Annotated in this window: 16 protein-coding genes; 9 read left to right on the top strand and 7 right to left on the bottom strand. The window is 66.7% G+C overall.

From position 1 onward, the window contains the following. Positions 1 to 257 precede the first annotated feature (257 nt). The 3 genes from fusA to AC5JJ2_RS05215 all read left to right on the top strand — a co-directional run bounded on the left by fusA (position 258) and on the right by AC5JJ2_RS05215 (position 3,224). On the top strand, positions 258 to 2,423 hold the full coding sequence (fusA, locus tag AC5JJ2_RS05225) for an elongation factor G (protein ID WP_495856907.1): 2,166 nt from the start codon (positions 258 to 260) through the stop codon (positions 2,421 to 2,423). 61 nt (positions 2,424 to 2,484) lie between these two features. Beyond that, entirely contained in the window at positions 2,485 to 2,904 is a 420-nt protein-coding gene (locus tag AC5JJ2_RS05220; RefSeq protein WP_495856906.1) for an element excision factor XisH family protein, read from the top strand. Further along, the gene (locus tag AC5JJ2_RS05215) at positions 2,892 to 3,224 is read left to right on the top strand and encodes a XisI protein (protein ID WP_495856905.1); all 333 of its coding nucleotides are present in this window, start codon (positions 2,892 to 2,894) and stop codon (positions 3,222 to 3,224) included. Before AC5JJ2_RS05220 ends, AC5JJ2_RS05215 begins: the two co-directional genes overlap by 13 nt. On the opposite strand, the gene AC5JJ2_RS05210 is transcribed toward AC5JJ2_RS05215, so the two are convergent. The 5 genes from AC5JJ2_RS05210 to AC5JJ2_RS05190 form a co-directional block, all read right to left on the bottom strand. Then, complete coding sequence (locus AC5JJ2_RS05210; protein ID WP_495856904.1) at positions 3,221 to 4,153, bottom strand: hypothetical protein; 933 nt, start codon at positions 4,151 to 4,153, stop codon at positions 3,221 to 3,223. The two genes, AC5JJ2_RS05215 and AC5JJ2_RS05210, sit on opposite strands and share 4 nt — an antisense overlap. After that, a complete protein-coding gene (locus AC5JJ2_RS05205; protein WP_495856903.1) occupies positions 4,150 to 4,776 on the bottom strand; it encodes a class I SAM-dependent methyltransferase in 627 nt (208 codons plus the stop codon). Before AC5JJ2_RS05205 ends, AC5JJ2_RS05210 begins: the two co-directional genes overlap by 4 nt. Positions 4,777 to 4,879: 103 nt before the next feature. Beyond that, on the bottom strand, positions 4,880 to 8,011 hold the full coding sequence (locus tag AC5JJ2_RS05200; protein WP_495856902.1) for an AAA family ATPase: 3,132 nt from the start codon (positions 8,009 to 8,011) through the stop codon (positions 4,880 to 4,882). Between the two features lie 3 nt (positions 8,012 to 8,014). Continuing rightward, complete coding sequence (locus AC5JJ2_RS05195) at positions 8,015 to 9,223, bottom strand: metallophosphoesterase family protein (RefSeq protein ID WP_495856901.1); 1,209 nt, start codon at positions 9,221 to 9,223, stop codon at positions 8,015 to 8,017. A 126-nt stretch (positions 9,224 to 9,349) separates the two neighbouring features. Beyond that, complete coding sequence (locus AC5JJ2_RS05190) at positions 9,350 to 9,706, bottom strand: 2Fe-2S iron-sulfur cluster-binding protein (protein ID WP_495856900.1); 357 nt, start codon at positions 9,704 to 9,706, stop codon at positions 9,350 to 9,352. 105 nt (positions 9,707 to 9,811) lie between these two features. Between AC5JJ2_RS05190 and AC5JJ2_RS05185 the strand changes: the two genes are divergently transcribed. The 6 genes from AC5JJ2_RS05185 (at position 9,812) to AC5JJ2_RS05160 (ending at position 19,538) form a co-directional block, all read left to right on the top strand. Further along, complete coding sequence (locus AC5JJ2_RS05185; protein ID WP_495856899.1) at positions 9,812 to 10,774, top strand: ABC transporter ATP-binding protein; 963 nt, start codon at positions 9,812 to 9,814, stop codon at positions 10,772 to 10,774. After that, a complete protein-coding gene (locus AC5JJ2_RS05180) occupies positions 10,771 to 12,237 on the top strand; it encodes an ABC transporter permease (protein WP_495856898.1) in 1,467 nt (488 codons plus the stop codon). Before AC5JJ2_RS05185 ends, AC5JJ2_RS05180 begins: the two co-directional genes overlap by 4 nt. 127 nt (positions 12,238 to 12,364) lie before the next feature. After that, complete coding sequence (locus AC5JJ2_RS05175) at positions 12,365 to 12,811, top strand: TIGR03067 domain-containing protein (protein WP_495856897.1); 447 nt, start codon at positions 12,365 to 12,367, stop codon at positions 12,809 to 12,811. Between the two features lie 127 nt (positions 12,812 to 12,938). Further along, complete coding sequence (locus tag AC5JJ2_RS05170) at positions 12,939 to 14,387, top strand: outer membrane protein assembly factor BamB family protein (RefSeq protein ID WP_495856896.1); 1,449 nt, start codon at positions 12,939 to 12,941, stop codon at positions 14,385 to 14,387. 232 nt (positions 14,388 to 14,619) lie between these two features. Then, entirely contained in the window at positions 14,620 to 16,074 is a 1,455-nt protein-coding gene (locus tag AC5JJ2_RS05165) for an NAD-dependent succinate-semialdehyde dehydrogenase (RefSeq protein ID WP_495856895.1), read from the top strand. A 194-nt stretch (positions 16,075 to 16,268) separates the two neighbouring features. Beyond that, entirely contained in the window at positions 16,269 to 19,538 is a 3,270-nt protein-coding gene (locus AC5JJ2_RS05160) for a TIGR03067 domain-containing protein (protein ID WP_495856894.1), read from the top strand. A 48-nt stretch (positions 19,539 to 19,586) separates the two neighbouring features. Here the strand turns inward: AC5JJ2_RS05160 and AC5JJ2_RS05155 are convergent, their stop codons facing one another. Together AC5JJ2_RS05155 and AC5JJ2_RS05150 are read right to left on the bottom strand one after the other, a co-directional pair. Next, complete coding sequence (locus AC5JJ2_RS05155) at positions 19,587 to 20,060, bottom strand: YybH family protein (protein WP_495856893.1); 474 nt, start codon at positions 20,058 to 20,060, stop codon at positions 19,587 to 19,589. Positions 20,061 to 20,184: 124 nt separating this feature from the next. Continuing rightward, positions 20,185 to 21,327 (bottom strand): Gfo/Idh/MocA family protein, encoded by a 1,143-nt coding sequence (locus tag AC5JJ2_RS05150; RefSeq protein ID WP_495856892.1) that lies wholly within the window; start codon positions 21,325 to 21,327, stop codon positions 20,185 to 20,187. Between the last annotated feature and the right edge of the window lie 66 nt (positions 21,328 to 21,393).

Raw genomic sequence — 21,393 nt, 5'->3', positions numbered from 1 at the left:
CCCGATTTGACGGGAAGCGGGGGCGGGATTCCAGTGCAAAACGGGCCTCACGGAACCTTCTCGCGGGCCGGTGGACGATCAATCTCTTCGGCATACGATTAACTCGTAGCCTCTCTTCCGTGCGTGGGCGAACTTGGCGGTCCGCCCGGTGTCACGAATAATGGCTGTTCCGTCCCGCAAGCCGACCGAGGCGTGTGCCCCCGGCGGTCGTTTGTTTCCTCGTGCGAAGGGAGCCGGCTCACACAGAAGGCCGGCCGATGACGATGCTCGACAAAGTACGCAATATCGGAATCATGGCCCACGTTGACGCCGGCAAGACGACCACGACGGAGCGGATTCTGTACTACAGCGGGACCAAGCACAAGGTCGGCGACGTGGACGACGGGGACACGACCACCGACTTCGACCCGCTCGAACGCCAGAAGGGCATCACGATTAACTCCGCCGCGGTGTCCATCGACTGGAAGGACCGGGCGGACAACGACATCGCCATCAACATCATCGACACCCCCGGCCACGTGGACTTCACGGCCGAGGTCGAGCGGTCGCTCCGCGTCCTCGACGGCGCGGTCGGCGTGTTCTGCGCCAAGGGCGGCGTCGAGGTGCAGTCCGAGACCGTGTGGCGGCAGGCGACCAAGTACAAGGTCCCCCGCGTCGCCTACGTGAACAAGCTCGACCGCATGGGGGCCGACTTCTGGGCGTGCGTCGAGCAGATGAAGACGAAGCTGCACGCCAACCCCGTCGTCGTCACCATCCCCGCCGGGCAGGACGACAAGCTGGAAGGCATCATCGACCTGATCGAGATGAAGCTGATCACCCGCGACCTGTCGGACAAGACGAACCGCAAGTTCTTCACCACCGACGTGCCGGAGAAGTACCGGGCCGAGGCCGAGAAGCGCCGCGAGCAGATGCTCGACGGCGTGTCGGCCGCGTCCGACGCGATCATGGAAGCCGTGCTCGAAGGCAAGCCGGTCAGCAACGATGAGATTCGGGCCGCCCTGCGGAAGGGGACGCTGGACAACACCTTCACGCCGGTCCACTGCGGCAGCAGCAAGATGTTCCACGGGGTCCAGCACCTGCTCGACCTCGTCGTCGATTGCCTGCCCAGCCCGCTCGACCGGCCGCCGGTGGACGGGCTGCACCCGAAGACGAAGGAGGCCCAGCAGCGGAAGCCGGAGGCGTCCGAGCCGCTCAGCGCGCTGGCGTTCAAGACCGTCGCCGAGACGAACGGCGACCTCGTGTACATCCGCGTCTACTCCGGCGAGCTGAAGCCGGGCGAGTCGTACACGAACACGACGACCGGCAAGAAGGAGCGGATCGCCCGGTTCTACCGGATGATGGGCGACAAGCGGATCAACCTCGAAAAGGCCGGCCCCGGCGACATCGTCGCGGCGATGGGCCTCGCGGACACGTACACCGGGAACACGCTGTGCGACCCGGACCAGCCGATCGCGCTGGAAGCGATCCAGTTCCCGAAGCCGGTCATCGCGCAGGCGCTGAGCTTCAGCAAGACGCTCGACGCCGGGAAGGTCGGCGAGGCGCTCAACCGGCTCGTCCGCGACGACCCGACGTTGAAGACGCACACGGACGAGGAGACGAAGGAAACGATCCTCTCCGGGATGGGCGAGCTGCACCTGGAAATCTCCATCGAGAAGCTGAAGCGGGCCATCGGCGTGCCGCAGGAGAACACCGAGTTGATTAAGCTCGGCAAGCCCCGCGTCGCGTACCGCCAGTGCTTCAGCAAGGTTGTGGACTTCGAGTACAAGTTCGTCAAGCAGACGGGCGGCCGCGGGAAGTTCGCCGTCATCGTGGTGAAGTACAGCCCGCTGACGCCGGAGGCGATCGAGGAGAAGGTCCGCGAGATCGAGGAGCTGAAGGACCCGAAGGTCAAGCCGGACCCGAACAACGTCTACTTCGTGAACAGCATCACCCAGGGGTCGATCCCGAAGGAGTACATCCCGAGCGTGGAGGAAGGTCTCCGGGAGGCGGCGAAGAAGGGGTACAAGTACCCGTTCCCGTTCGTGGACCTGGAGTTCGACCTGCACTTCGGGAAGTACCACGACGTGGACTCGTCTCAGGACGCGTTCTACCTGTGTGCGCTGGAAGCGTTCCGGGAGGCCGAGTCGAAGGCCGGGATCACGCTGCTGGAGCCGATCATGAAGGTGGTGGTGGTTTCCCCGAAGGAGTACCAGGGGCCGATCACCGGGAACATCAGCAGCAAGCGGGGCATCATCGAGGAGACGAGCGAGGACAAGGGCGTCGCGCAGGTGATGGCGAAGATTCCGCTGGCGAACCTTTTCGGGTACACCAGCGACCTGCGGAGTGCGACGCAGGGCAAGGCGAGCTTCAGCATGGAGTTCAGCCACTACGCCCCGGTGTCGGTGGAACTGGCCGACCTGCCGCCGAACATCGCGCGGAAGTGACAGTGGCGAGAAAAGCGAAACCTCACGAGCTTGCTCGTGAGGTTTTTTCACGGAGCGAGTGATGTCGGCACGAAACATTCACCATCACATCGTTCGGGAGGCCCTCATCGCCGACGGGTGGACGATCACGGCCGACCCGTTGCGCTTGCAGTTCGGCGGACGGGACGTGTTGATCGATCTCGCCGCGGAAGACGCGGCGTTCTCGGCGGAGAAGGCCGGGCAACGGATCGCCGTGGAAGTACAAAGCTTCCGCGGTCCCTCGGACGTGCGAAACCTCGAAGAAGCGCTCGGCCAGTTCATGCTCTATCGGTTCGTGTTGTCCGTCCGCGAGCCGGACCGCAAGCTCTTGATGGCGGTGGAATCCGAGGTTTATAATGACTTCCTGAGCCAGGAATTCGGGCGAACGATTCTCTCGGCCTACACTGTCCCGTTGATCGTGTTCGATGTCAGTTCGCGTCGGGTGACCCGATGGATCAACTAGCCGAATACAAAGCGATCATCCGCCAAGTCTTCCAACAGTACGCCGAGTGGACGGGCGGTCACGGCATCACGGCCGAGATGGTCGAGGACGTGGGCGGCCGGCACTTTGAACTCATTCGATTCGGTCGGGAAAACAACACCTACGTCCACGGCGCGATCCTGCACGCCGATTTGATCGACGGCAAGGTTTGGATTCAGTACGACGGTACGAACCGACCGTTAGCAGAGGCGCTGGTCGAGGCCGGGATTCCGAAGGATCGCATCGTTCTCGGTTTTAAGTCTCCTCGCAGTCGCCAGCTAACCGATTACGCCGTCGGTTAAGCGATTACCGCCCGCAGCGGCCACTTCTCGCAGCGGCGGCAGACGTACACCTGCACGGCCGTGTCGGGCTTGCCGAAGTCGAGGCCGGCGGCGCGGCGGAAGCCGTCCGCGTCGCGGTCCTCGGCCGGCTTCCACCGGGCCGCGCCCGCCGCCGTCCACTCGCACGAATCGACCGTCAGCAGGTAGTCCATCGGGTGAACGCACGTCAGGCACTTCGGGGCGTCCGGAACCCGCGGCCAGCCGCCGAGCTTCGTGCCACGGGCGGCGGCGAGGTGCGTCGCGAACGGAACCGGCGGCGTCCACGCATCGACCTTGTCGCGCATCTGCTTCGGCATGAGCGCCGGCGGCGGCAACTCCGCGACCCGTTCCGGGAACAGGCGGCACGGCACGGGGACGAAGCCCCAGTCGGCGGAAACGTGCGGCGTGCCGTGGTACAGGATCGGCCCGGTCGCGTCGCGGCCCCGCCAGACGCCCGCGACGTGCGGCGGGCCGGCCTTCGTCGCCCGCGGCGTCCAGAAGAGTTGGAACAGCTCGGCCTTCGGCTTCATCGGGAACTGCGGCGGCGCGTCCTCGGCCCGCAGTTGCAGCACCGGCGTCATCGGAATGTGGAACTCCGGGCACTGAGGCCATTCGTCGGCCAGCGGCCAGAGAAACGCCCCGCCGAGCTTGGACTCCCCAACGCCCGGCTCGTCGCCGAACCGCGGGTGCAGCCGCACCGCGACCCGCACGAGCGGCTTCAGCTCCGGGAACCGCTCGACGACATCGACCGCCGCCTTCGGCGTCGTCCGCGTCGCCGTCGCGGGCAGGCGGTAGCCTTCGAGCATCGCGAGGTGCGCGTCGCGGGCCGTGCGATCGGGAACTGGCGCGGCTTGCGGTCGGCAGCCGGCCACCACGAGTGGGATCGTTGCAAGGAAGGTTCGGCGGTTCATTTTCGCGCCAGCGCCCAGACGACGATGGGGTACGTCGGCTCGTTCCGCAGCGAGTGCAGCCACTTCTGGTAAATCACCCACCGCGGGCCGAGGTTCGCCGTCACGCACTTCCGGTTGCCCCACGACGCGGTGACGATGTTCTCGAGCGCGAACCCGCACTCCGCGAGGAAATGCTTGAGGCCGAGTTCCGTCCACCGCGAGCAATCGACCGGGTGGTTGTGGACCTTCAACAGGAACGGCGTGCTGATGAGGAAGTGCCCGCCGGGGTTCAGCATCTGGTAGACGTTCCGCCCGGCCCGGTACGGCCACAGCAGGTGCTCGAAGACCTGCTCGGCGAAGATCAGGTCGAACGTGTCCGGGTACGGCCCGGCGCACACGTCGTATTCCGGGTAATCGACGGCCTTGTACTCGCGGAACAGGTTCGGGCGGTCCCAGTTGTTGCCGGAGATTTCGAGCGCCTTCAGCGTCTCCGGCTTCAGCCCGGCGACGAGATTCTCGGTCTCGCGGTTCATGACGACCCGCAGCCACTGGTTGTCCGGGCCGCCGGACCAGACGAACGGGCCGATCAGCCGGTTCAGCCACTGCCACCGCGGACTGGACAGGGTGCGCTGCAGGTAGTTCATGCGGGAATGATACGACTCATCGTGGAACCCAGAGCGGAAGCGACGGGGTGTGGGGGCTGATCCCACACCCCGTCGCTTCCGCTCTGGGTTCCAAAAAGTACTGCTACCGCTGGAACCGCTTCACCCGCGTCGCGCCGTTCTCCAGCGAGAAGTGGTAGCCGTCGTTGAACGCCTCGGCGAACTCCTCCTGGTGGCTCACCAACAGGATGCAGTGCAGGTGGCCGCGGAGGTTCTGCAGCTCCTGGATCATCACCTGCCGGCCCTGGCGGTCGAGGCAGCCGAACCCCTCGTCGATGATGACGCTCTCGATCGGCCGGTGCTGGCGGCTGGCGTACTGCCCGATGCCGAGTGCGAGGCTGACAGCCACCCGGAACTTCTGGCTGCCGGACAGGAACAGGACGTTTATCGGCGCGCCGCCGGTCGTGCGGTTGTAGCACTCCAAATCCAGGGCGCGGTCCGTGCCGGCCCCCTCGTCGCCGCCGACGAGCTTGAGGAACAATTGCCCGCCGGACAGCCGGTCGAGGACGGCGTTGCCGTAGTCCACGATCTGCCGCTCGGCTTGCCGGACGAGGTGCCGCTGGAGCCGGTCGCGGCCGAGCAGTTCGGAGAGAATCTTGAACCGGTTGAACTCCGCCTCGGCCGCCTTCCACTGCTCGCCGAGCTTCGTTCGCTGTTCGCGGTGGCCGTCGAAGACGGACTTCCGCCGCTGCGCGTCCCGCAGTTCCTTGTCCTTCTCGTCGAGCGCGCCGCGGGCCGTCGCGATCCGCTGCTTCACCTCATCCGGTTGAAGTCGGGCCGTTTCGGGGAACTCGTTCGCTTCCGTTTCCTGCCTGCGAATCTCGCCGCGGATGGCGTCGAGGCCGCCGCGGGCGACTTCGAGCTTGCGGTACGTCACCTCCGTGTCGGCGGCGACGAGGTCGTCGTACTCGGCCTTCCACCCGTGGTACTCGGCCATGCCCGCCTTCTCGACCCGCATCTGCCACGCCGGGTCGAGCTTCCTCATCTCGCGGTCGATCGTCTCCCGGCAGTGCGTGCGGGTCACGTCCTCCGTGTGGAACTTGCCGACGATCTCCGTGAGCGTGGTGACGGCCGCGTGCGACTCCCGGCCGAGGCGGTCGATCTCCGTCTCGATCATTCCGAGGTTCGTCTTCGTCGAACGGATGGCGTTCTGTAAGCTCGTCTCGCCCGCCTGCAGGTTGCCGCTCTCCTCACGAAGTGTGAGAAGGTTTTCCTTCGGCAAACTGGCCTTCAGCTTGGCGAGCGTTTGCTTCGCGGCGTCCCGCTCGGCCCGGAGTTGCTTCCACTTGTCGAGCGTGTCCGTCGCGGCGCGGAGCGTCCGCCGGGCGGCGTCGAGGCCGGCCGCGTCCTGGTTCATGCGGGCGAGTTCGTCGCGGGCCGGGAACGCCGTCGCCGGCCAGTCCGCGGGTTCCGACGGCGAAATCTTCTTCGCCAGGTACGGCGGCAGTTCCGCGTAGGCGAGCTTCAGCGTCTTCAAATGGCGGGTGATGTCGGCCGCGGCCTGCTTGCGTTCCGTGTCCGCGTCCTTGTAGTCCTCGCGGAGCTTGTCGAGTTCCGCCTTGCCGTCCTGCTCGCGGTCGTGCAGTTCCTTCTCGCGGGCCGTCGCCGCACGCTGGGCGGTCGTCGCCGCCGTCAACTTCTGCTCGGCGACCTTTGCCTCCTCCGTGCGGCGGCTCTTCTCCTCCTCGAAGTGCTGCGGCGTCAGCGGCTGCCCGCACGCGCGGCAGGACTTCTCGCCGGTCAGTGACGAGAACTCCGCGAGCAGTTCCTTCGCCTGTCGGGCGAGGACGGCGGCCCCGGCGGCGCGCTCGTCGGCCGCGGCGCGGGCGGCCTTCGCGTCGGCCAGTTCGTCCGCCAGTTTCTTCATCGCGTCGCGCTTCGTCTCGCCGAGAACCTTGATCTCGTCGGCTCGCTTCTGCGAAACCTGCTGCCGTTGATTCGCACCCTTCAGTTCCGTCCGCTCGTCGTGGACCCGTTGCAGCACCGGCAGGACGCGGCCGAGTTCCTGCAGCCGGTCGAGTTCGTCCTGCGCCGTCCGCACTTCTGACGCGGGATCGGCCGGGAGCTTGGACAAATCCTTGTCGAAGTTCGTGACGCGGGTTTCCTGCTCCTCGGCGAGTTCGACAGAACGCAGCACGCCCGCGAGTTCGCGGAGGCGGGCGACGGTTTTCGCAAGCGTCTCCTCATCCTTGTCACGTTGTTTTTTCAAAGTTTCGCGCTTCTGTTTCGCCGTGCTGAGCGTGTTGTCCGCGAGCGTGCGGCGCTCCGTCGCGTCGTCGCGATCCCGTTGAAGGCGTTCCGTCTTCCGCTCGGATTCGAGTAGTTTCGCGCGGGTCGTCACGACCGCCGACGCCGCCGGGAGCGCGTCCTTCAGCTCCGCCATCCGAGCGAACGCCTTCTCGATCTTCACGGCCGAACCGAGCAGCGATTCCGCCTGCCGCAGTTTCTCCCGCGTGGCGGCCAGCCGCGTCTGCGCGTCGGCCCACTTCCGCGACTGCACCTCCAAGTCGCGGAGCGCGTCGAGTTCCCGCTGCGCCGCCAGCCGCTCGTCCTCGACGCTGTCGATGGCCTCGACCGCCGCGGCGTACTCGAACTCGCTCACCTCCGGCACGGCGCTCTGCTGGTGCGACAGCGCTTCGAGCTGCCCCTTCAGCGCGAGCTTCTTCTGGTTCGCCCGCTCGTACAGTCGCTGGTAGCGCTCGAGATCGACGATGCCCGCCAGCACCTCCGCGCGGCCGCTCGGCTTGCTGTCGAGCAGCTTCTCGGCCTTCCCCTGGAGCAGCAGCACGGACGACGTGAACGTCTCGTAGGTCAGGCCGATGTGCTCGTGGACCCACTTGTCGAAGTCCACCTTCTTGTTCGTGTCCTCGACGGCCTCCCAGTCGTCGCCGCCCAGCGAGCGGAAGATCTGCTGCGTGCCGCTGGCCGTCCCCTTCGCGGACCGTTTCAGCGTCCGGCGGATGCGGAACAGCACGCCGTCGGACGTGAAGTCGAACTCGACGGCGAGAGAAGTCGAATCCTTGTTGATGAGTTCGATGGCGTTCTGGCTGCCGCCGCGGTGGTGGCCGAACAGCGCATACGTGACGGCGTCGAAGATGGACGACTTCCCGGACCCGTTCGTCCCGGCGAGCATCCAGACGGACGCCCCGGCGAACGGGATCTCCTGCTCGTCCTTGTACGAGAGGAAGCCGGACAGTTTCACGCGCTGCGGGATCACGGGTCAGTCCATCTCCTGGAGCAAGCCGTCGAGCCGGGCCAGCAGCTCGCCGCGCTCGGCGTCGTCGTGGTTCGTCAGCTCGGCATCGACGTAGCCGCGGACGGTGTCGGAAAAACTCTTCGACCGGTCCGCCTCGTCCACGGTCAGCGTCGGGCCGAGTTCGCCCGCCTCCTTCCAGTCGCGGGCGTACCACCGCGGGAAGAGCTGGTCCAGCTCGCGTAGGATTTCTTCGAGGTTGTCCCGACCGGACGTGTAGCCGATGTGCAGGCTCACGAGGTCGTCGCACGGCCCGCCCTGCTCCGCCCGCAGCCGCGGGATGTCCTCGGCCGGGTTCGCAATCTGCAACTCGTAGACCGGCGTGGACGGCAGCGGCAGCGTAACGATCTCGCCGACGCGGCCCTTTTCATCCAATTCAAAGAGGACGACGCCCTTCGCGTCGTTCTGCTCGCCGAGGTCCATCTTCTCGATGCTGCCGCTGTACCGGACGTGGGCGTGCCCGCCGAGGAACTGCGGCTTGTGGATGTGGCCGAGGGCGACGTAGTCGTAGTCCTCGTGCAGCCGGGCCTCGCTCACCAGCACGTCGTCGTCCGGCTTGAACCGGGCGTCGAACCCCATGACCGCCCCGCGGACGGTGGCGTGCGCCGAAAGCACGGTCGGCAGCTTCTGGAAACGCGGGTGTTCGCGGAACTCCAGGAGCGTGCGCTCGAACGCGGCGTTGAGCAGCTTCTGCTTCTCCTCCGGCGACGAGTACTTCTGCCCGGCCTCGCCCTTGAGGTAGCGCGTCGGCGTGGGGTACGGCATCAGCACGAACTGGACGCCGCACAGTTGCAGGAACGTCGGCTCGGCGGCGAGGTAGAGGCGGCCGGGCGGGACGCTCTGGCCCACCTCGCCGACGGTCGGCGCGGCCAGCGACATGGCGTGTGTCAGCGTCCGGCAGAAGTTCTCGTTGTCATGGTTGCCGGTCAGCGTGAGGATGGTGCCGCCGCCGGCGAGGAACCCGGCGAACACGTCTTGCCAGTGCCGGATCGTCTCGCGGAGGCCGTCCGGCCGGGCGAGTTCGCTGAACAGGTCGCCGGCGACGAGCAGCACGTCCGCCTTCGTTTCGCGGAGGTGGGCGGCGAGCCGCTCGACGGCCTTGCGGAGGTCGTCGGTCCGGTCGATCCGCCCGAGGCGGTCGCCGAGGTGCCAGTCGGCGGTGTGGAGGATTCGCATTACCCCGTATTTTGCCGCCGGTTGCGACCCGCGCGAAGGTCAGATGCACGGCGAACGGCACGGCGTGAGCGTGCCCGTGTTACCTGCCGGGAGAAACCGGCACGCTCACGCCGTGCCGTTCGCCTCTTACTTCGCCACCCACGCCGGCGGCGGGGCGATAGCGTCCGTCGGCCGCTTCCCGGCGTCGGCCCGGCCGCTGCCGGCCAGCCGCGAGATCACCTTCACGCTCATGTCGTGGTCGCACGCGATCTGGCAACTCAGCCGCACGCCGGTGACGCCCTTCGCGGCTAGGACCGTCTTCTCCGCCTCTGTGATCTGCGCCGGCTCGCCGGTCACGAACTCGACGCGGCACGTCGTACATCGGGCATTGCCGCCGCAGGCGTGGAGCTGGTCCACCTTCGCGTCGTCCGTCAGGGCCAGGACCAGCCGCTTGCCGTCGGCCACGTCGAACTCGCCCACGCCCTCGACCGTTAGCTTCGCCATGATACACGCCCCGTTGGAAGGAAAGTGGCCCGCCGATTCAATTTGTAGGCGGCCGCGGCGAATCCCGTATCACAGGAGTTATACGCGATCCCCCGGAGGCCGCCCGTGTCTGCCGAAAACGCGGTGATAGTCACCGACCGCCTGCGGAAGACGTACGGCGCGGTCGAGGCCCTCAAGGGCGTGTCGCTGGCCGTGAACCGCGGCGAAATCTTCGGGCTGCTCGGCCAGAACGGGGCCGGGAAATCGACGCTCATCAAAATCCTCCTCGGCATCGTCCGCAAGACCGACGGCGGCGCGACGCTCCTCGGCGAGCCGGCCGGCCGCTCCGGCATCCGCACGCGGGTCGGTTACCTGCCCGAAGACCACCAGTTCCCGCAGTACCACACCGGCGCGAACCTGCTCGACTTCTACGGCCAGCTCTACGGCATGGCGCGGTCCGAGCGGCGGCGGAAGATTCCCGAAGTGCTGGAAACCGTCGGCATCCGCAAGCGGATGGACTACAAGCTCCGCACGTACTCGAAGGGGATGAAGCAGCGGCTGGGGATCGCGCAGGCGATCTTCCACGACCCGGACGTGATATTCCTGGACGAGCCGACGGACGGCGTGGACCCGGTCGGCCGCAAAGAGCTTCGCGAATTGTTCGAGAAGCTCCGCGACCAGGGGAAGACGGTGTTCGTGAACTCGCACCTGCTCGGCGAAGTCGAGTTGATGTGCAACCGCGTCGCCATCCTTCAGCGCGGCGAGTTGATGCAACAAGGGACCGTCGCCGAACTGACGCGGCAGGAAGGCCGCTACCAGATCGGCCTTGCGAAGGGCCAGGAGTTCCCGACCGAAGAAGTCGCGAAGCTCGGTTACCGGGCCGAGAAGATCGACGGCCGTTGGGAAGTCGTCCTGAACGACCCGTCGAACATCGACCAGGTCCTTTCCCTTCTCAACGAGCGCGGGCTAAAGTTGCGGCATCTCGTCGAGAAGAAGCAATCGCTCGAAGACGTCTTCGTGCAGATGGTGGACCAGGACGACCCCGGCACGGACGGCCGCCGGAAGAAAGTCAGAGAGGTGGGGGCGTGAACAAGTTCCTCGCGATGCTGAAGGACTCCTATAAGGAGGCGGTGGACGGGTGGATTTTCACCGTCATGCTGGTCCTCTCCGGCATCGTCACGCTGCTCGTCTTCAGCATCTCGTTCAAACCCACGCCCACGGAACAGGCCGTCGCGAAGATGATCCCGACGGGCGGCGGTCCGGGGAACCCAGGGCCGGTTCAGACCGTATCGCCGGACCGCGGGACCGGGCAGCGGATCATCGTCTACGGCTTCACCACGACCGCGAAGGACGTGTCCACCGCGGCGAAGGGCGGCGACCCTTGGAAGGACGACATCGCGTTCACGCTCGCCGTCTCCTCGGGCCAGTTCGGCGGGATCGGCCGGGAAGTCGGTGAGGGGAAGCCGAACAAGATCGACTTCAACGACCTCTTCCGCGACCCGTTCAAGGAGGCCGTGCGAACCTGGGCCGGACCGAGCGAGGGGGATAAGCCGAAGTACACCGACGAATTGGCGAAGGAGTTTCTCGCCGCCCAACTCAAGACGATCACGCGGCTGAACGTCTCGAGCGTCGAGAAGGTCGGCGACGGCGAGTTCCGGGTCACGACCTCCGGGGCGAGTAGCCCGCTCGCCTGGCCGCACCGGCCGAGCCTGTTCTTCGGGAGCGTGCCGTTGTCGTTCCTCGAAATGCCGCTCGGTCAGTTGATCCACCTCATCGAGAACAACATCGTCAACGGCCTCGGAGCGTGGGTCGTGCTGATGGCCGGCGTGATCGTCACGGCCGGGTTCATCCCGAACATGCTCCGCAAGGGGGCCATCGACCTGCTGCTGACGAAGCCGCTGGCGCGGTCCACCATACTGCTGTACAAGTACATCGGCGGCCTCATCTTCGTGTTCGTCCTCGCGGCCGTTGCCTATGGCGGCATCTGGCTCGCCATCGGCCTACGGACCGGCGTGTGGGCACCGGGCCTGCTCTACTGCGTCCCCGGCGTGACGTTCTACTTCGCCATCCTCTACGGTTGCTCGACCCTCTTCGGTGTGCTGACCCGCAACGCCATCGTCAGCATCGTTGTCACGATCGTGTTCTGGTTCGTGATCTGGCTCATCGGGTACGTCCACAACATCCTAACCGTGCTCGACAACCTCGAAATCCAGGCTCCGCCGCGTCAGGCCCGGCAGAAGGCCGACCCGCCGAAGAAGGCCGAGAAGAAGGAAGATGACTCCGAGGAGCCGGAGTTCCAAGGCCCGCCAAAACCGCCGGCGACGCTCGTGAAGGTCTTCAAGATTCTCAACACCTTCACCCCGCGGACCAAGGACCTGGACACCCTGACCGGCAACTTAGTCAGCCGCGACTTGCTCTCCGAAGGCGAGCAGCGCCAGGAGGGGATGAAGCTGCGGGCCATCTCGTGGGGTGAAGTGCTGGCGGTCGCCGGAACGTACCTCGTCATCTTGTTGGGACTGTCGTTGTTGAGATTCACCACCCGCAGCTACTGACCGCCGCGTGAAGTTTCCGCGAGTTCCGTCCGCCCGGTTGCCGTCGTCGCGCGTGTACATACACTCAGAGGGCGGCACGAGGGTGGTCCTCCGTCGCCGCGTCACATCGCTCGGATGGAGATCCGTCATGAAGGCAGTTCGCGCGTTGGCGTTCGCCGTGGTCGTGGCTCTGGTGGTTCCGGTCGTCGCCGAGGACAAGAAGGAAGCGAAGTTCGACGCCGAGAAGGTCGTCGGCGACTGGACGATCACCGGCGGCAAGAAGGCCGGCAAGGACATCGGCGACGACGCCAAGAAGGGGACGTACACGATCTCGAAGGACAAGATCACCCTGAAGGAAGACGGCAAGACGCAGTTCGTCTTCACGTACACCGTGGACGCGAAGGCCTCGCCCGCGGCCATCGATATGGAGATTACCGAGTCCGCCATCGACGGGCTGAAGGGGTCGAAGGCGAAGGGCATCATCGAGCTGAGCGGCGAGGACCTGAAGCTCACCTACGACGGCATGGGCGGCGACCGGCCGAAGAAGTTCGACGACGACAAGGCGTTCGCGTTCACGCTGAAAAAGAAGAAGTAACCGCACCGGTTCGCAACTCGAAGCCCGCGGCGACGCCGCGGGCTTTTTCGTTTGTCTCATCGAATCCTCACGGCGACGGGTCGAGAATGTCGCCGTTTAGGACGGATACCCCTTTCGGAGGCGTCTCATGAAATCCCGATGGCTCCTCGCGTCGTTCGGCGCGTTCACCCTGGCAACCGCACACGCGGGCGACTGGCCGCAGTTCCGCGGGCCGAACGCGAACGGCGTCGTGACCGACGTGAAGCCGCCGACCGAGTGGTCGGCCGACAAGAACGTGGCGTGGAAGGTGGCCGTGCCCGGCGTGGCGTGGTCGTGCCCGATCGTCGTCGGGGACAAGGTCATCGTGACGACGGCCGTGGCCGAAGGCCAGCCGAAGCCGCGGGGCGGCGGCGGGTTCGGCGGCGGTGGCGGTCGCCCGCCGGGTGGTGGCGGCTTCCCCGGCGGTGGCGGCCGCGGCGCGGGGCCGGACAAGGTTTACACCTGGAAGGTCGTCTGCCTCGACCGCGCGACCGGCAAGGAGGTCTGGGCGAAGACCGCGGCCGAGGGGAAGCCGAAGTACGGCTCGCACAACAGCAACACGTTCGCCAGCGAGACGCCGGTGTCCGACGGCGAACGGGTATATGCCTACTTCGGCGCGAGCGGGACCGTGATCGCCTACGACCTCGCGGGCAAAGAAGTGTGGAAAAAGGAGGTCGGCGCGTTCCCGATGATGGCCGGCTGGGGCACGTCCAGCTCGCCGGTGCTGCACGACGACACACTGTTCGTCCTCAGCGACAACGAGGAGAAGTCGTTCCTCCTCGCGCTCGACGCGAAGACCGGCGAGCAGAAGTGGAAGATCGACCGCAAGGAACGCTCGACGTGGAGCACGCCCTACGTCTGGAAGACGAAGGGCCGCACGGAACTGGTCGTCGGCGCGAGCCAGAAGGTCATTTCGTACAACCCGGCGGACGGGAAGGTGATCTGGGAACTGGCCGTCGGAGGCGGGCAGGCGAATGCTTCGCCGGTCGGGGACGAGGAGCGGCTATACGTCGGCACGGGGATGGGCGGCGGCGGGCGGCCAGGCGGCGGTGGCCCGCCGGGTGGCGGCGGCCAACCGGGCGGCGGTGGCCGTCCCGGCGGGTTCGGCGCGGGCGGCGGGGGAACCCTGTACGCGATCAACGCGGGTACGACCGGGGACATCAGCTTGAAGCAAGGCGAAACGTCGAACGCCGGGGTCGCGTGGTCGGCGGCCCGGACCGCGCCGGGGGCGGCGTCGCCGCTCGTGTACGACGGCTACGTGTACGCATTCGAGCGGAACGGCGGGCTGGTCTCGTGCCTGGACGCGAAGACCGGCAAGCCGGCGTACAGCAAGGAGCGGCTCCCGAACGCGGCCGCGTTCTGGGCGTCGCCGTGGGCCGCGGACGGCAAGGTGTTCGCCATCGACGAGAACGGCGTTACGCACGTACTCAAGGCCGGGCCGTCGTTCGAGGTGCTGGGTAAGAACGCGCTCGGCAAGGACGTGTACTGGTCCAGTCCGGCCGTCGCGGGCGGGAGCATCATCCTCCGCGGCGTGGATAGCCTGTACTGCATCAAGTGACCGACGGGAAAAGGCTCAGACTTCCGAAGTCCGGCTTCGACTTCGGAAGTCCATCCCGCGCGTAAGCGTTCGTTGCGGTGTCAACCGCCCCTCCTCCGCATCGACTTCCGAAGTCGAAGCCGGACTTCGGAAGTCTGGTCGCCGCGCTCCGCTTTGTAAAGGCTTCGCGTCGCGGCTAAACATCTCCCTTCGCCCGCCATACGATACCCTCACTACCACCGAGGGCGTCATCATGTCCGGCATCGCGGTCCAGAAGCGGCAACTCTTCATCAACGGCAAGTGGGCCGACGGCTCCGCGGGCAAGAAGCTCGCCGTCGAGAACCCCGCGACCGAGGACGCCATCGCCGAAGTCGCCGTCGGCACGAAGGCCGACATCCAGCAGGCCATCGACACCGCCGCCGCCGCGATGCCGGCGTGGATGAAGCTCACCGCCTACGACCGCGCCAAGATTCTCAAGAAGACCGCCGACCTCCTCCGCGAGCGGGCCGACGGCCTCGCCCGCACGATGACGATGGAGCAAGGCAAGCCGGTCGCCGAGGCGAAGGGCGAGGTCAACGCCACGGCCGACACGTTCGAGTGGTTCGCGGAGGAAGGCAAGCGGGCCTATGGGCAGGTCATCCCGAACAGCGTTCCCGGCAAGCGACACCTCGTCCTCAAGCACCCGGTCGGCGTCGTTGGCAGCATCGGGCCGTGGAACTTCCCGATGATGCTCCAGGCCCGCAAGATCGCCCCGGCGCTCGCCGTCGGCTGCACCGTTGTCGCGAAGCCCGCCAGCCAGACGCCGCTGTCCCTCATCGGGCTGTTCGAGTGCCTCCAGGACGCCGGGCTGCCGCCGGGCTGCGCGAACCTCGTCATCGGCAGCGCGAGCGAAATCTCGGACGCCTTCATGGCCGACGCCCGCGTGCGGAAGATCAGCTTCACCGGCTCGACGGACGTGGGCAAGCAGCTCATGCGGCAGGCCGCCGACCAGGTGAAGCGGCTCAGCCTCGAACTCGGCGGGCACGCCCCGTTCATCGTCTTCTCGGACGCCGACCCGGAGGTCGTCGCGAAGGCGGCCGTCCTCGGCAAGTTCCGCAACAACGGGCAGGTGTGCATCAGCCCGAGCCGGTTCTTCGTCCACAAGGACATCGAGAAGCGGTTCACGGAGGTGGCCGTCGAGGAGGCGAAGAAGCTGAAGCTCGGCAACGGGCTGGACGCGGACACGGTCGTCGGCCCGATGTTCGAGAAGAAGGCGATGGACGGCACGCTCGACCTGATCGGCGACGCGAAGGCCAACGGCGCGAACGTCCTCACCGGCGGCAAGCGGTCCGACAAGTTCGGCAAGGGCTACTTCTTCGAGCCGACGGTCCTGAAGGGGCTGAACGAGAACTGCAAGGTGCTGACCGAGGAGCCGTTCGCACCGGTCATGCCGATCCTCGACTTCTCGAAGCTGGACGAGGTGATCGCGGCGGCGAACAACACCCGGTACGGCCTCGCCGCCTACGTGTTCACGAACGACCTGAGCGTCGCCATGAAGATGGCCGAGGGGATCGAGGCCGGGATCATCGGCGTGAACGACCCGGTCCCGGCGACGCCGCAGTGCCCGTTCGGCGGGATGAAGGAGTCCGGCCTCGGCCGCGAGTGCGCCCACGAGGGGCTGGAGGCGTACCTGGAGACGAAGTACGTCTCGATGAAGCTGCGGGATTGACCGATTATCCGGGTCGAACCGTCCCGTTCGCGCCAACGAAACGCGGGGGAACTGCGTAACATGTTGGGGCAAAGTGCGAAATTGGCTTTGCCCGAACCCGTGACCGACGGGTAAGATGCAAACTTAATTGATCTCGTACCCATCTCCTCCTCTGGACTCAACCGCCGGCCGATCCGCCCGCCGGGAGTGACCCCATGGCCAAGAGCTTCAGCGTAACCTGCCCGAGTTGCGAAGCCGACGTTCTCGTCAAAAACGAGGGCATGATCGGCAAGAAGATCGACTGCACGAAGTGCAAGTACCGGTTCAAGGTTCCGGACCCGAACGCGACCGCCGGCGACGACACCGCGACGGCGGAAGTGCCGGCCAAGAAGGCGAAAAAGAAGACCAACCCGAAGGTGCTGATCGGGGCCGGCGTCGGCGTGGCCGCACTCCTAATCCTCGGCGTCGTCGGGTTCCTGATGTTTTCCGAGGACGAGAAGCCGAAGCCGAAGCAGCCGGTCGCGACACGGCCGCAGCCCCAGCCGCAACCGCAGCCGGACCCGATGGCCGACCCCATGAAGGAAGGCGACCCGACCAAGAAGCCGGAAGGGGACCCGACCAAGCCGGAAGGCGACCCGGCCATCGCCCCGCCGATGATCGCCCCGCCGATGAACCCCGGCAACAACACCCCGGCCGCCGCCGCGAAGGTGGAGGCCCCGGTCCCGGTCGCGGCGGGCCAGCTCAAGGACATCACGAACCTCCTGCCGGGCGAGAGCCGGGCGGTGCTGCAACTCAACCTGTCGCGGCTCCAGAACACGCCGTTCTACAGCGCGTTCTTCGACCGCCAGACGCTCGACTTCTTCCGCAACTCGATGCAGTTCGACGCCACGGACATCACCCAGGTCATCCTGGCCCTGGTGGGGAACGACCGGCAGCCGTTCGCCGTCCTCCGGACGAAGGCCCCGGTCCCGTCGCTGAACGCCATGTCGGACCGGACGGAGTTCACGGCCGGAAAGAGTTCGCCGATCAACAACCGGCACTACGCGGTCATCAAGACGAACCCGTTCGTGACGGCCATCAGCCGGGCGCTGTCCACGGAAGCCCTGCTCGGTCAGGCCGGGATGCCGATCACGGACGAGGACAAGAAGCGGTGGCAGGAACGGCCGCTCGCCATGTGCGTGTACGACAGCCAAACCGTGCTGATCGGCGACGTGGAATGGCTGGAGCGGTTCCTGTTCGACATCGGCGACAACGGCTACCCGCCGTTCCAAACGCAACTCACTGCCCCGGCCGCGCCGGCCGCCCCCCCGCCGGCGGCGGGCGGCGGCCCCGGCGAGGAAGGCGCTGGCCCGATGGGGCCGGGCAACCCGATGGGCCGGCCGATGGGACCGCCGGGCGGCGGCCGGCCGATGGGGCCGATGGGCTTCGGCCCGATGGGGCCGGGCGGCGAAGGCGGCGCGGCCCCGCCGGCGGCGAAGGCCCCGCCGAAGCTCTACACGTCGGTCCCCAGCTTCCGGTCCGTGAAGCCGGAGCTGAAGCGGATGCTCAACCACCTGGACGAGGACGACAAGAACCCGCCGGGCATCCTGTATGCCGACATCCTCGACAAGCGGCTGTTCAACCGCGACTACCAGTCCGTCTACGCCCAGATCGGGATGCTGGTCGGGGCGATCGTCGAGCACACGCAGATCATGGGCATGGCGATCACGAACTTCACGAAGGACAAGTTCACCGCCGAGCTGGCGTTCGAGTTCGTCTCGGCCGAGGACGCGAAGACGACGGCGAACGAGCGGCTCGACGGGCTGTTCAAGGCGCTCGCCGTGCTGCTCAGCAAGCCGCTCGGCACGCACATCGAGATGCGGAACGCCGCCAGCGGGCAAGGGAACAACTCCGGCTTCCCGATGGGGCCGCCCGGCAGCGAGGGCCAGTACGGCCCGCCCGGCGGGTTCAGCTTCGGCAGTTCCGGCGGACCCGGTGCCGCGCCCGGCGGACCGGGCAACGAGGGGGACATCGGCCCCGGCAACCCGATGGGGTCCGGCGGCCGGGTCGGGCCGGGACAAGTCCCCGGCGGCGGCGGGAAGCAGCCGTCGAAGATCGAACTCGGCGTCCGCGACACGCTCGTGACGGTCGAGGCCGAGATCAACTGGAGTTCGGACGCCTACACGAAGGTCGTTCAGCCCGGCGTGGCGACCGCGGCCGCGTCCCTCAAGGGGCGGATGTCCGTGCTGTCCGGCGCGGCCAAGCAGTACGACCTGGCGACCCCGTTGAAGAAGCTGATCGACGAGAAGCAGATGGTCCCGCCGAGTACGTTCGCGCGGAACGCGAGCATCGACCGGTACGGGCTGCCGTACCCGCCGGACCACCGGGTCAGCTTCATGGCCGACCTGTTGCCGTACCTCGGCCGCGGCGGCCTGCGGCAGTCGATCGAGGAGAAGAAGTACCCGTGGTACGCGAAGGAGCACGAGACGGCCGGCACGACGTGGGTGGCCGAGTTCCTCGTCCCGTACTACCCGCAGTCGTCCTGGCGGGCGACGCACCCGCTGGCCGACGGCAAGTCCTACGGCGGCACGAACTACGTGGCCCTCTCCGGCCTCGGCCTCGACGCCGCCCGGTACGACCCGGCCGACCCGGCGATGGCGAAGAAGGTCGGCATGACCGGGTACAACTGGGGGTCCAAGCCGGCGGAAGTGGCGGACGGCATGTCGAACACGATTTACATGATCCAGGTCCCGCCGACGCACGCCCGGCCGTGGATCGCCGGCGGCGGGGCGACGATCCAGGGCGTGGACGACACGCTCCCGAACCCGGTCGCGGACTTCGTCCACACGGCCCCCGGCAACAAGCGGGGCACGTTCGTGATGATGGGCGACGGGGCGGTCCGGTTCGTCCCGGAGACGATCAACCCCACCGTCTTCAAGGCGATGGTCACCCGCGCCGGCGGCGAGGCGATCGCCGACCTGGACAAGGAAGCCCCGCTGGTCGCCGGCCCGAAGAAGGGCGAGGGCGAGCTAAAGGGCACGGTCGGTTCCAACCCGGTTCGGCCGAAGGGCGGGAAGCCGGAGACGACGAAAAATCCGGCCAACGAGGCCGATCTCGACAAGATGCAAGGGAAGTGGAGGATTACCAAGGCCTACCTAGGCAAGGAGGGCAAGGCCGCACCGGCCGAGGCCCTCAAGTTGATGCAGGTGCAAGTCCTGGGCAACCGCGTCATCGTTACGGCGAACGGCAAGGAGGTGACGTCCAGTGAATTCACCATCGACGCGAGCAAGACGCCGAAGACCATGGTGACGAAGTTGACGAGCATCATCGTGGCCACCCCCGAAGCCAAGGTCGGCGACGAGGAGTACGGCACTTACGAAATCACCGGCGACAAGATGGTCATGAGGAACTCCCCGAAGGGAAGTAAGGACTTCCCGAAGGACACGAACATGCCGGAGGCCGGGTCCAAGGACGACTACACAGAGTTCGAGCGGATCAAGGAGTGACTTCTGACTGTCGGCCCCGCGTACCGCCCTTCGATTGAAGGGCGGTTTTCATTTGTCGGCCGCGGATGTGTGGTCGTAGACTACCCGCCACCCCTCGGGCAGTCGCTTCATCTGCAAGGTAAACAGCCCCTCCGGCTTCCCGGTACTCAGGTCGAGCTTCCACCGCCCGCGGACGAGGGCCACGTCGCTCGTGATGACTTCGATCCGCACGTCGTCGAAGGTTAGTTTGCCCATCTCCTTGCCGTCGGCCTGGTACCGCTTGCGGTAGCGGTCGAGGGTGGCCTGCCAGCCCTTCGTGACGGTGCCGCCGGAACAGAACGTCATCTCGTCGCTGTTCCAGTACCCGGCCATGAACCCGTCGAGGTCGCCGCGATTCCAGGCGGCGACTTGCGCGTCGAGGACGTACCGAATTTCGCCCGGCGCTTCCTGATAGCCCTTCACGACCTTGATCCGCCACAGGCCGAGTGCGCCGACGGCGACGAGTACCGCGAAGACGAGAAGGTACTCGGCGAACCGGCGCACGGGGCCTCGTGGCTCGTGGGACATGGGCAAATCCTGTAGGGCGGGTCAAGGCTTTGCGCCGACCCGCCGGGGCGCGGTTGGCGTCGGCGGGTCGGCGCAAAGCCTTGACCCGCCCTACGGGTCGTCAGAACTGCGGGATCGCGACGCGGTCGCCGCCCTTCATGGCGCTCTCGTGGGCGCACAGGCCCACGAGCGTCCAGTTCGCGCTCGTCACCGCGTCCGGGAACGCCGGCTGTTGTCCCAGCACGGCCATGAGGAAGTTGTGCGTCAGGTGCGGGTGGCTGCCGCCGTGCCCGCCGCCCTGGAGGAACGACAGGTGGTCGGCGTCCTGGATCGCCGCCGGCATCGTGAACTTCCGGATCGGCTCCGGCAGCCGGCTTGCGTAGTCGGGGACCTTCACGCGCTGCGGAATCTCCTTTTCCGTCAGCGGCCGCGCGGCCGTGTTCTTCGTGTGAATGACCGGGTCCTCGTCCTCGACCTGCTGCCACTCGAAGCTCTTCTTGCTGCCGGTCGCGTCGAAGCTCTCGCGGTACTGCCGGGCCACGTCGAACAGCGTCCGCGTCACCTCCGCGACCACGTCGGACCCCTTGATCTTGAACGTCGCCGTTTCCAGGGCGAACGGAGAGTTGTACTTCTTGACGAGGTCTTCGCGGATGCGGCCGGACCCGTGACAGACGACGCTCTCGGCCAGCGCCGGCTGCCCCGGCTTGCTCAGGAGTGCCAGGCACGGGCTGACGCAGTGCGTGGCGTACCACATCGGCGGCAGGCCGGGCCAGTAGTCCGGCCACCCGTCCATGTCCTGCTGGTGCGACCCGCGGAGGAACTGGATGCGGCCGAGTTCGCCCTTCTCGTACAGCTCCTTCACGAACAGGTACTCGCGGGCGTACACGACCGTCTCCATCATCATGTAGACCTTCCCGGTCTTCCGCTGCAGGTCGATGATCTGCTTGATGTCCTCGGCGTTCGTCGCCATCGGCACGGTGCAGGCGACGTGCTTGCCGGCCTTCAGTGCCGCGATGCTCTGCGGCCCGTGGTCCGGGATCGGGCTGTTGATGTGGACGGCGTCGATGTCGGGGTCGGCGAGGACTTCCTCGTAACTCGTGTACCGCTTCTTGATGCCGTACTTGTCGCCGACCTTGTCCATCTCGGCCTTGTTCCGCCGGCAGACGGCGGCCATCTCCGCGTTCGGGTGGGCCTGGTAGATCGGGATGAACTCGGCCCCGAACCCGAGGCCGACGATGGCCACGCGGACTTTCTGTGTGCTCATGAGAGGTTCCTACAGCGCAGAAAGGAGATGATGCCTGCGGAGAAGCCTACAGGAAGCGCAGGGGTC

This window comes from Limnoglobus sp., assembly GCF_059499385.1.
The sequence above is the reverse complement of the archived record's forward strand: the minus strand, read 5'-3'. Positions and strand labels throughout refer to the sequence as shown.

Coding starts and splice junctions, on each gene's coding strand:
- AC5JJ2_RS05170 (WP_495856896.1), top strand. CDS start 12,939: ATGAAATCCCGATGGCTCCTCGCGTCGTTCGGCGCGTTCACCCTGGCA.
- AC5JJ2_RS05165 (WP_495856895.1), top strand. CDS start 14,620: ATGTCCGGCATCGCGGTCCAGAAGCGGCAACTCTTCATCAACGGCAAG.
- AC5JJ2_RS05160 (WP_495856894.1), top strand. CDS start 16,269: ATGGCCAAGAGCTTCAGCGTAACCTGCCCGAGTTGCGAAGCCGACGTT.
- AC5JJ2_RS05175 (WP_495856897.1), top strand. CDS start 12,365: ATGAAGGCAGTTCGCGCGTTGGCGTTCGCCGTGGTCGTGGCTCTGGTG.
- AC5JJ2_RS05205 (WP_495856903.1), bottom strand. CDS start 4,776: ATGAACTACCTGCAGCGCACCCTGTCCAGTCCGCGGTGGCAGTGGCTG.
- AC5JJ2_RS05150 (WP_495856892.1), bottom strand. CDS start 21,327: ATGAGCACACAGAAAGTCCGCGTGGCCATCGTCGGCCTCGGGTTCGGG.
- AC5JJ2_RS05215 (WP_495856905.1), top strand. CDS start 2,892: ATGGATCAACTAGCCGAATACAAAGCGATCATCCGCCAAGTCTTCCAA.
- AC5JJ2_RS05195 (WP_495856901.1), bottom strand. CDS start 9,223: ATGCGAATCCTCCACACCGCCGACTGGCACCTCGGCGACCGCCTCGGG.
- fusA (WP_495856907.1), top strand. CDS start 258: ATGACGATGCTCGACAAAGTACGCAATATCGGAATCATGGCCCACGTT.
- AC5JJ2_RS05190 (WP_495856900.1), bottom strand. CDS start 9,706: ATGGCGAAGCTAACGGTCGAGGGCGTGGGCGAGTTCGACGTGGCCGAC.
- AC5JJ2_RS05220 (WP_495856906.1), top strand. CDS start 2,485: ATGTCGGCACGAAACATTCACCATCACATCGTTCGGGAGGCCCTCATC.
- AC5JJ2_RS05210 (WP_495856904.1), bottom strand. CDS start 4,153: ATGAACCGCCGAACCTTCCTTGCAACGATCCCACTCGTGGTGGCCGGC.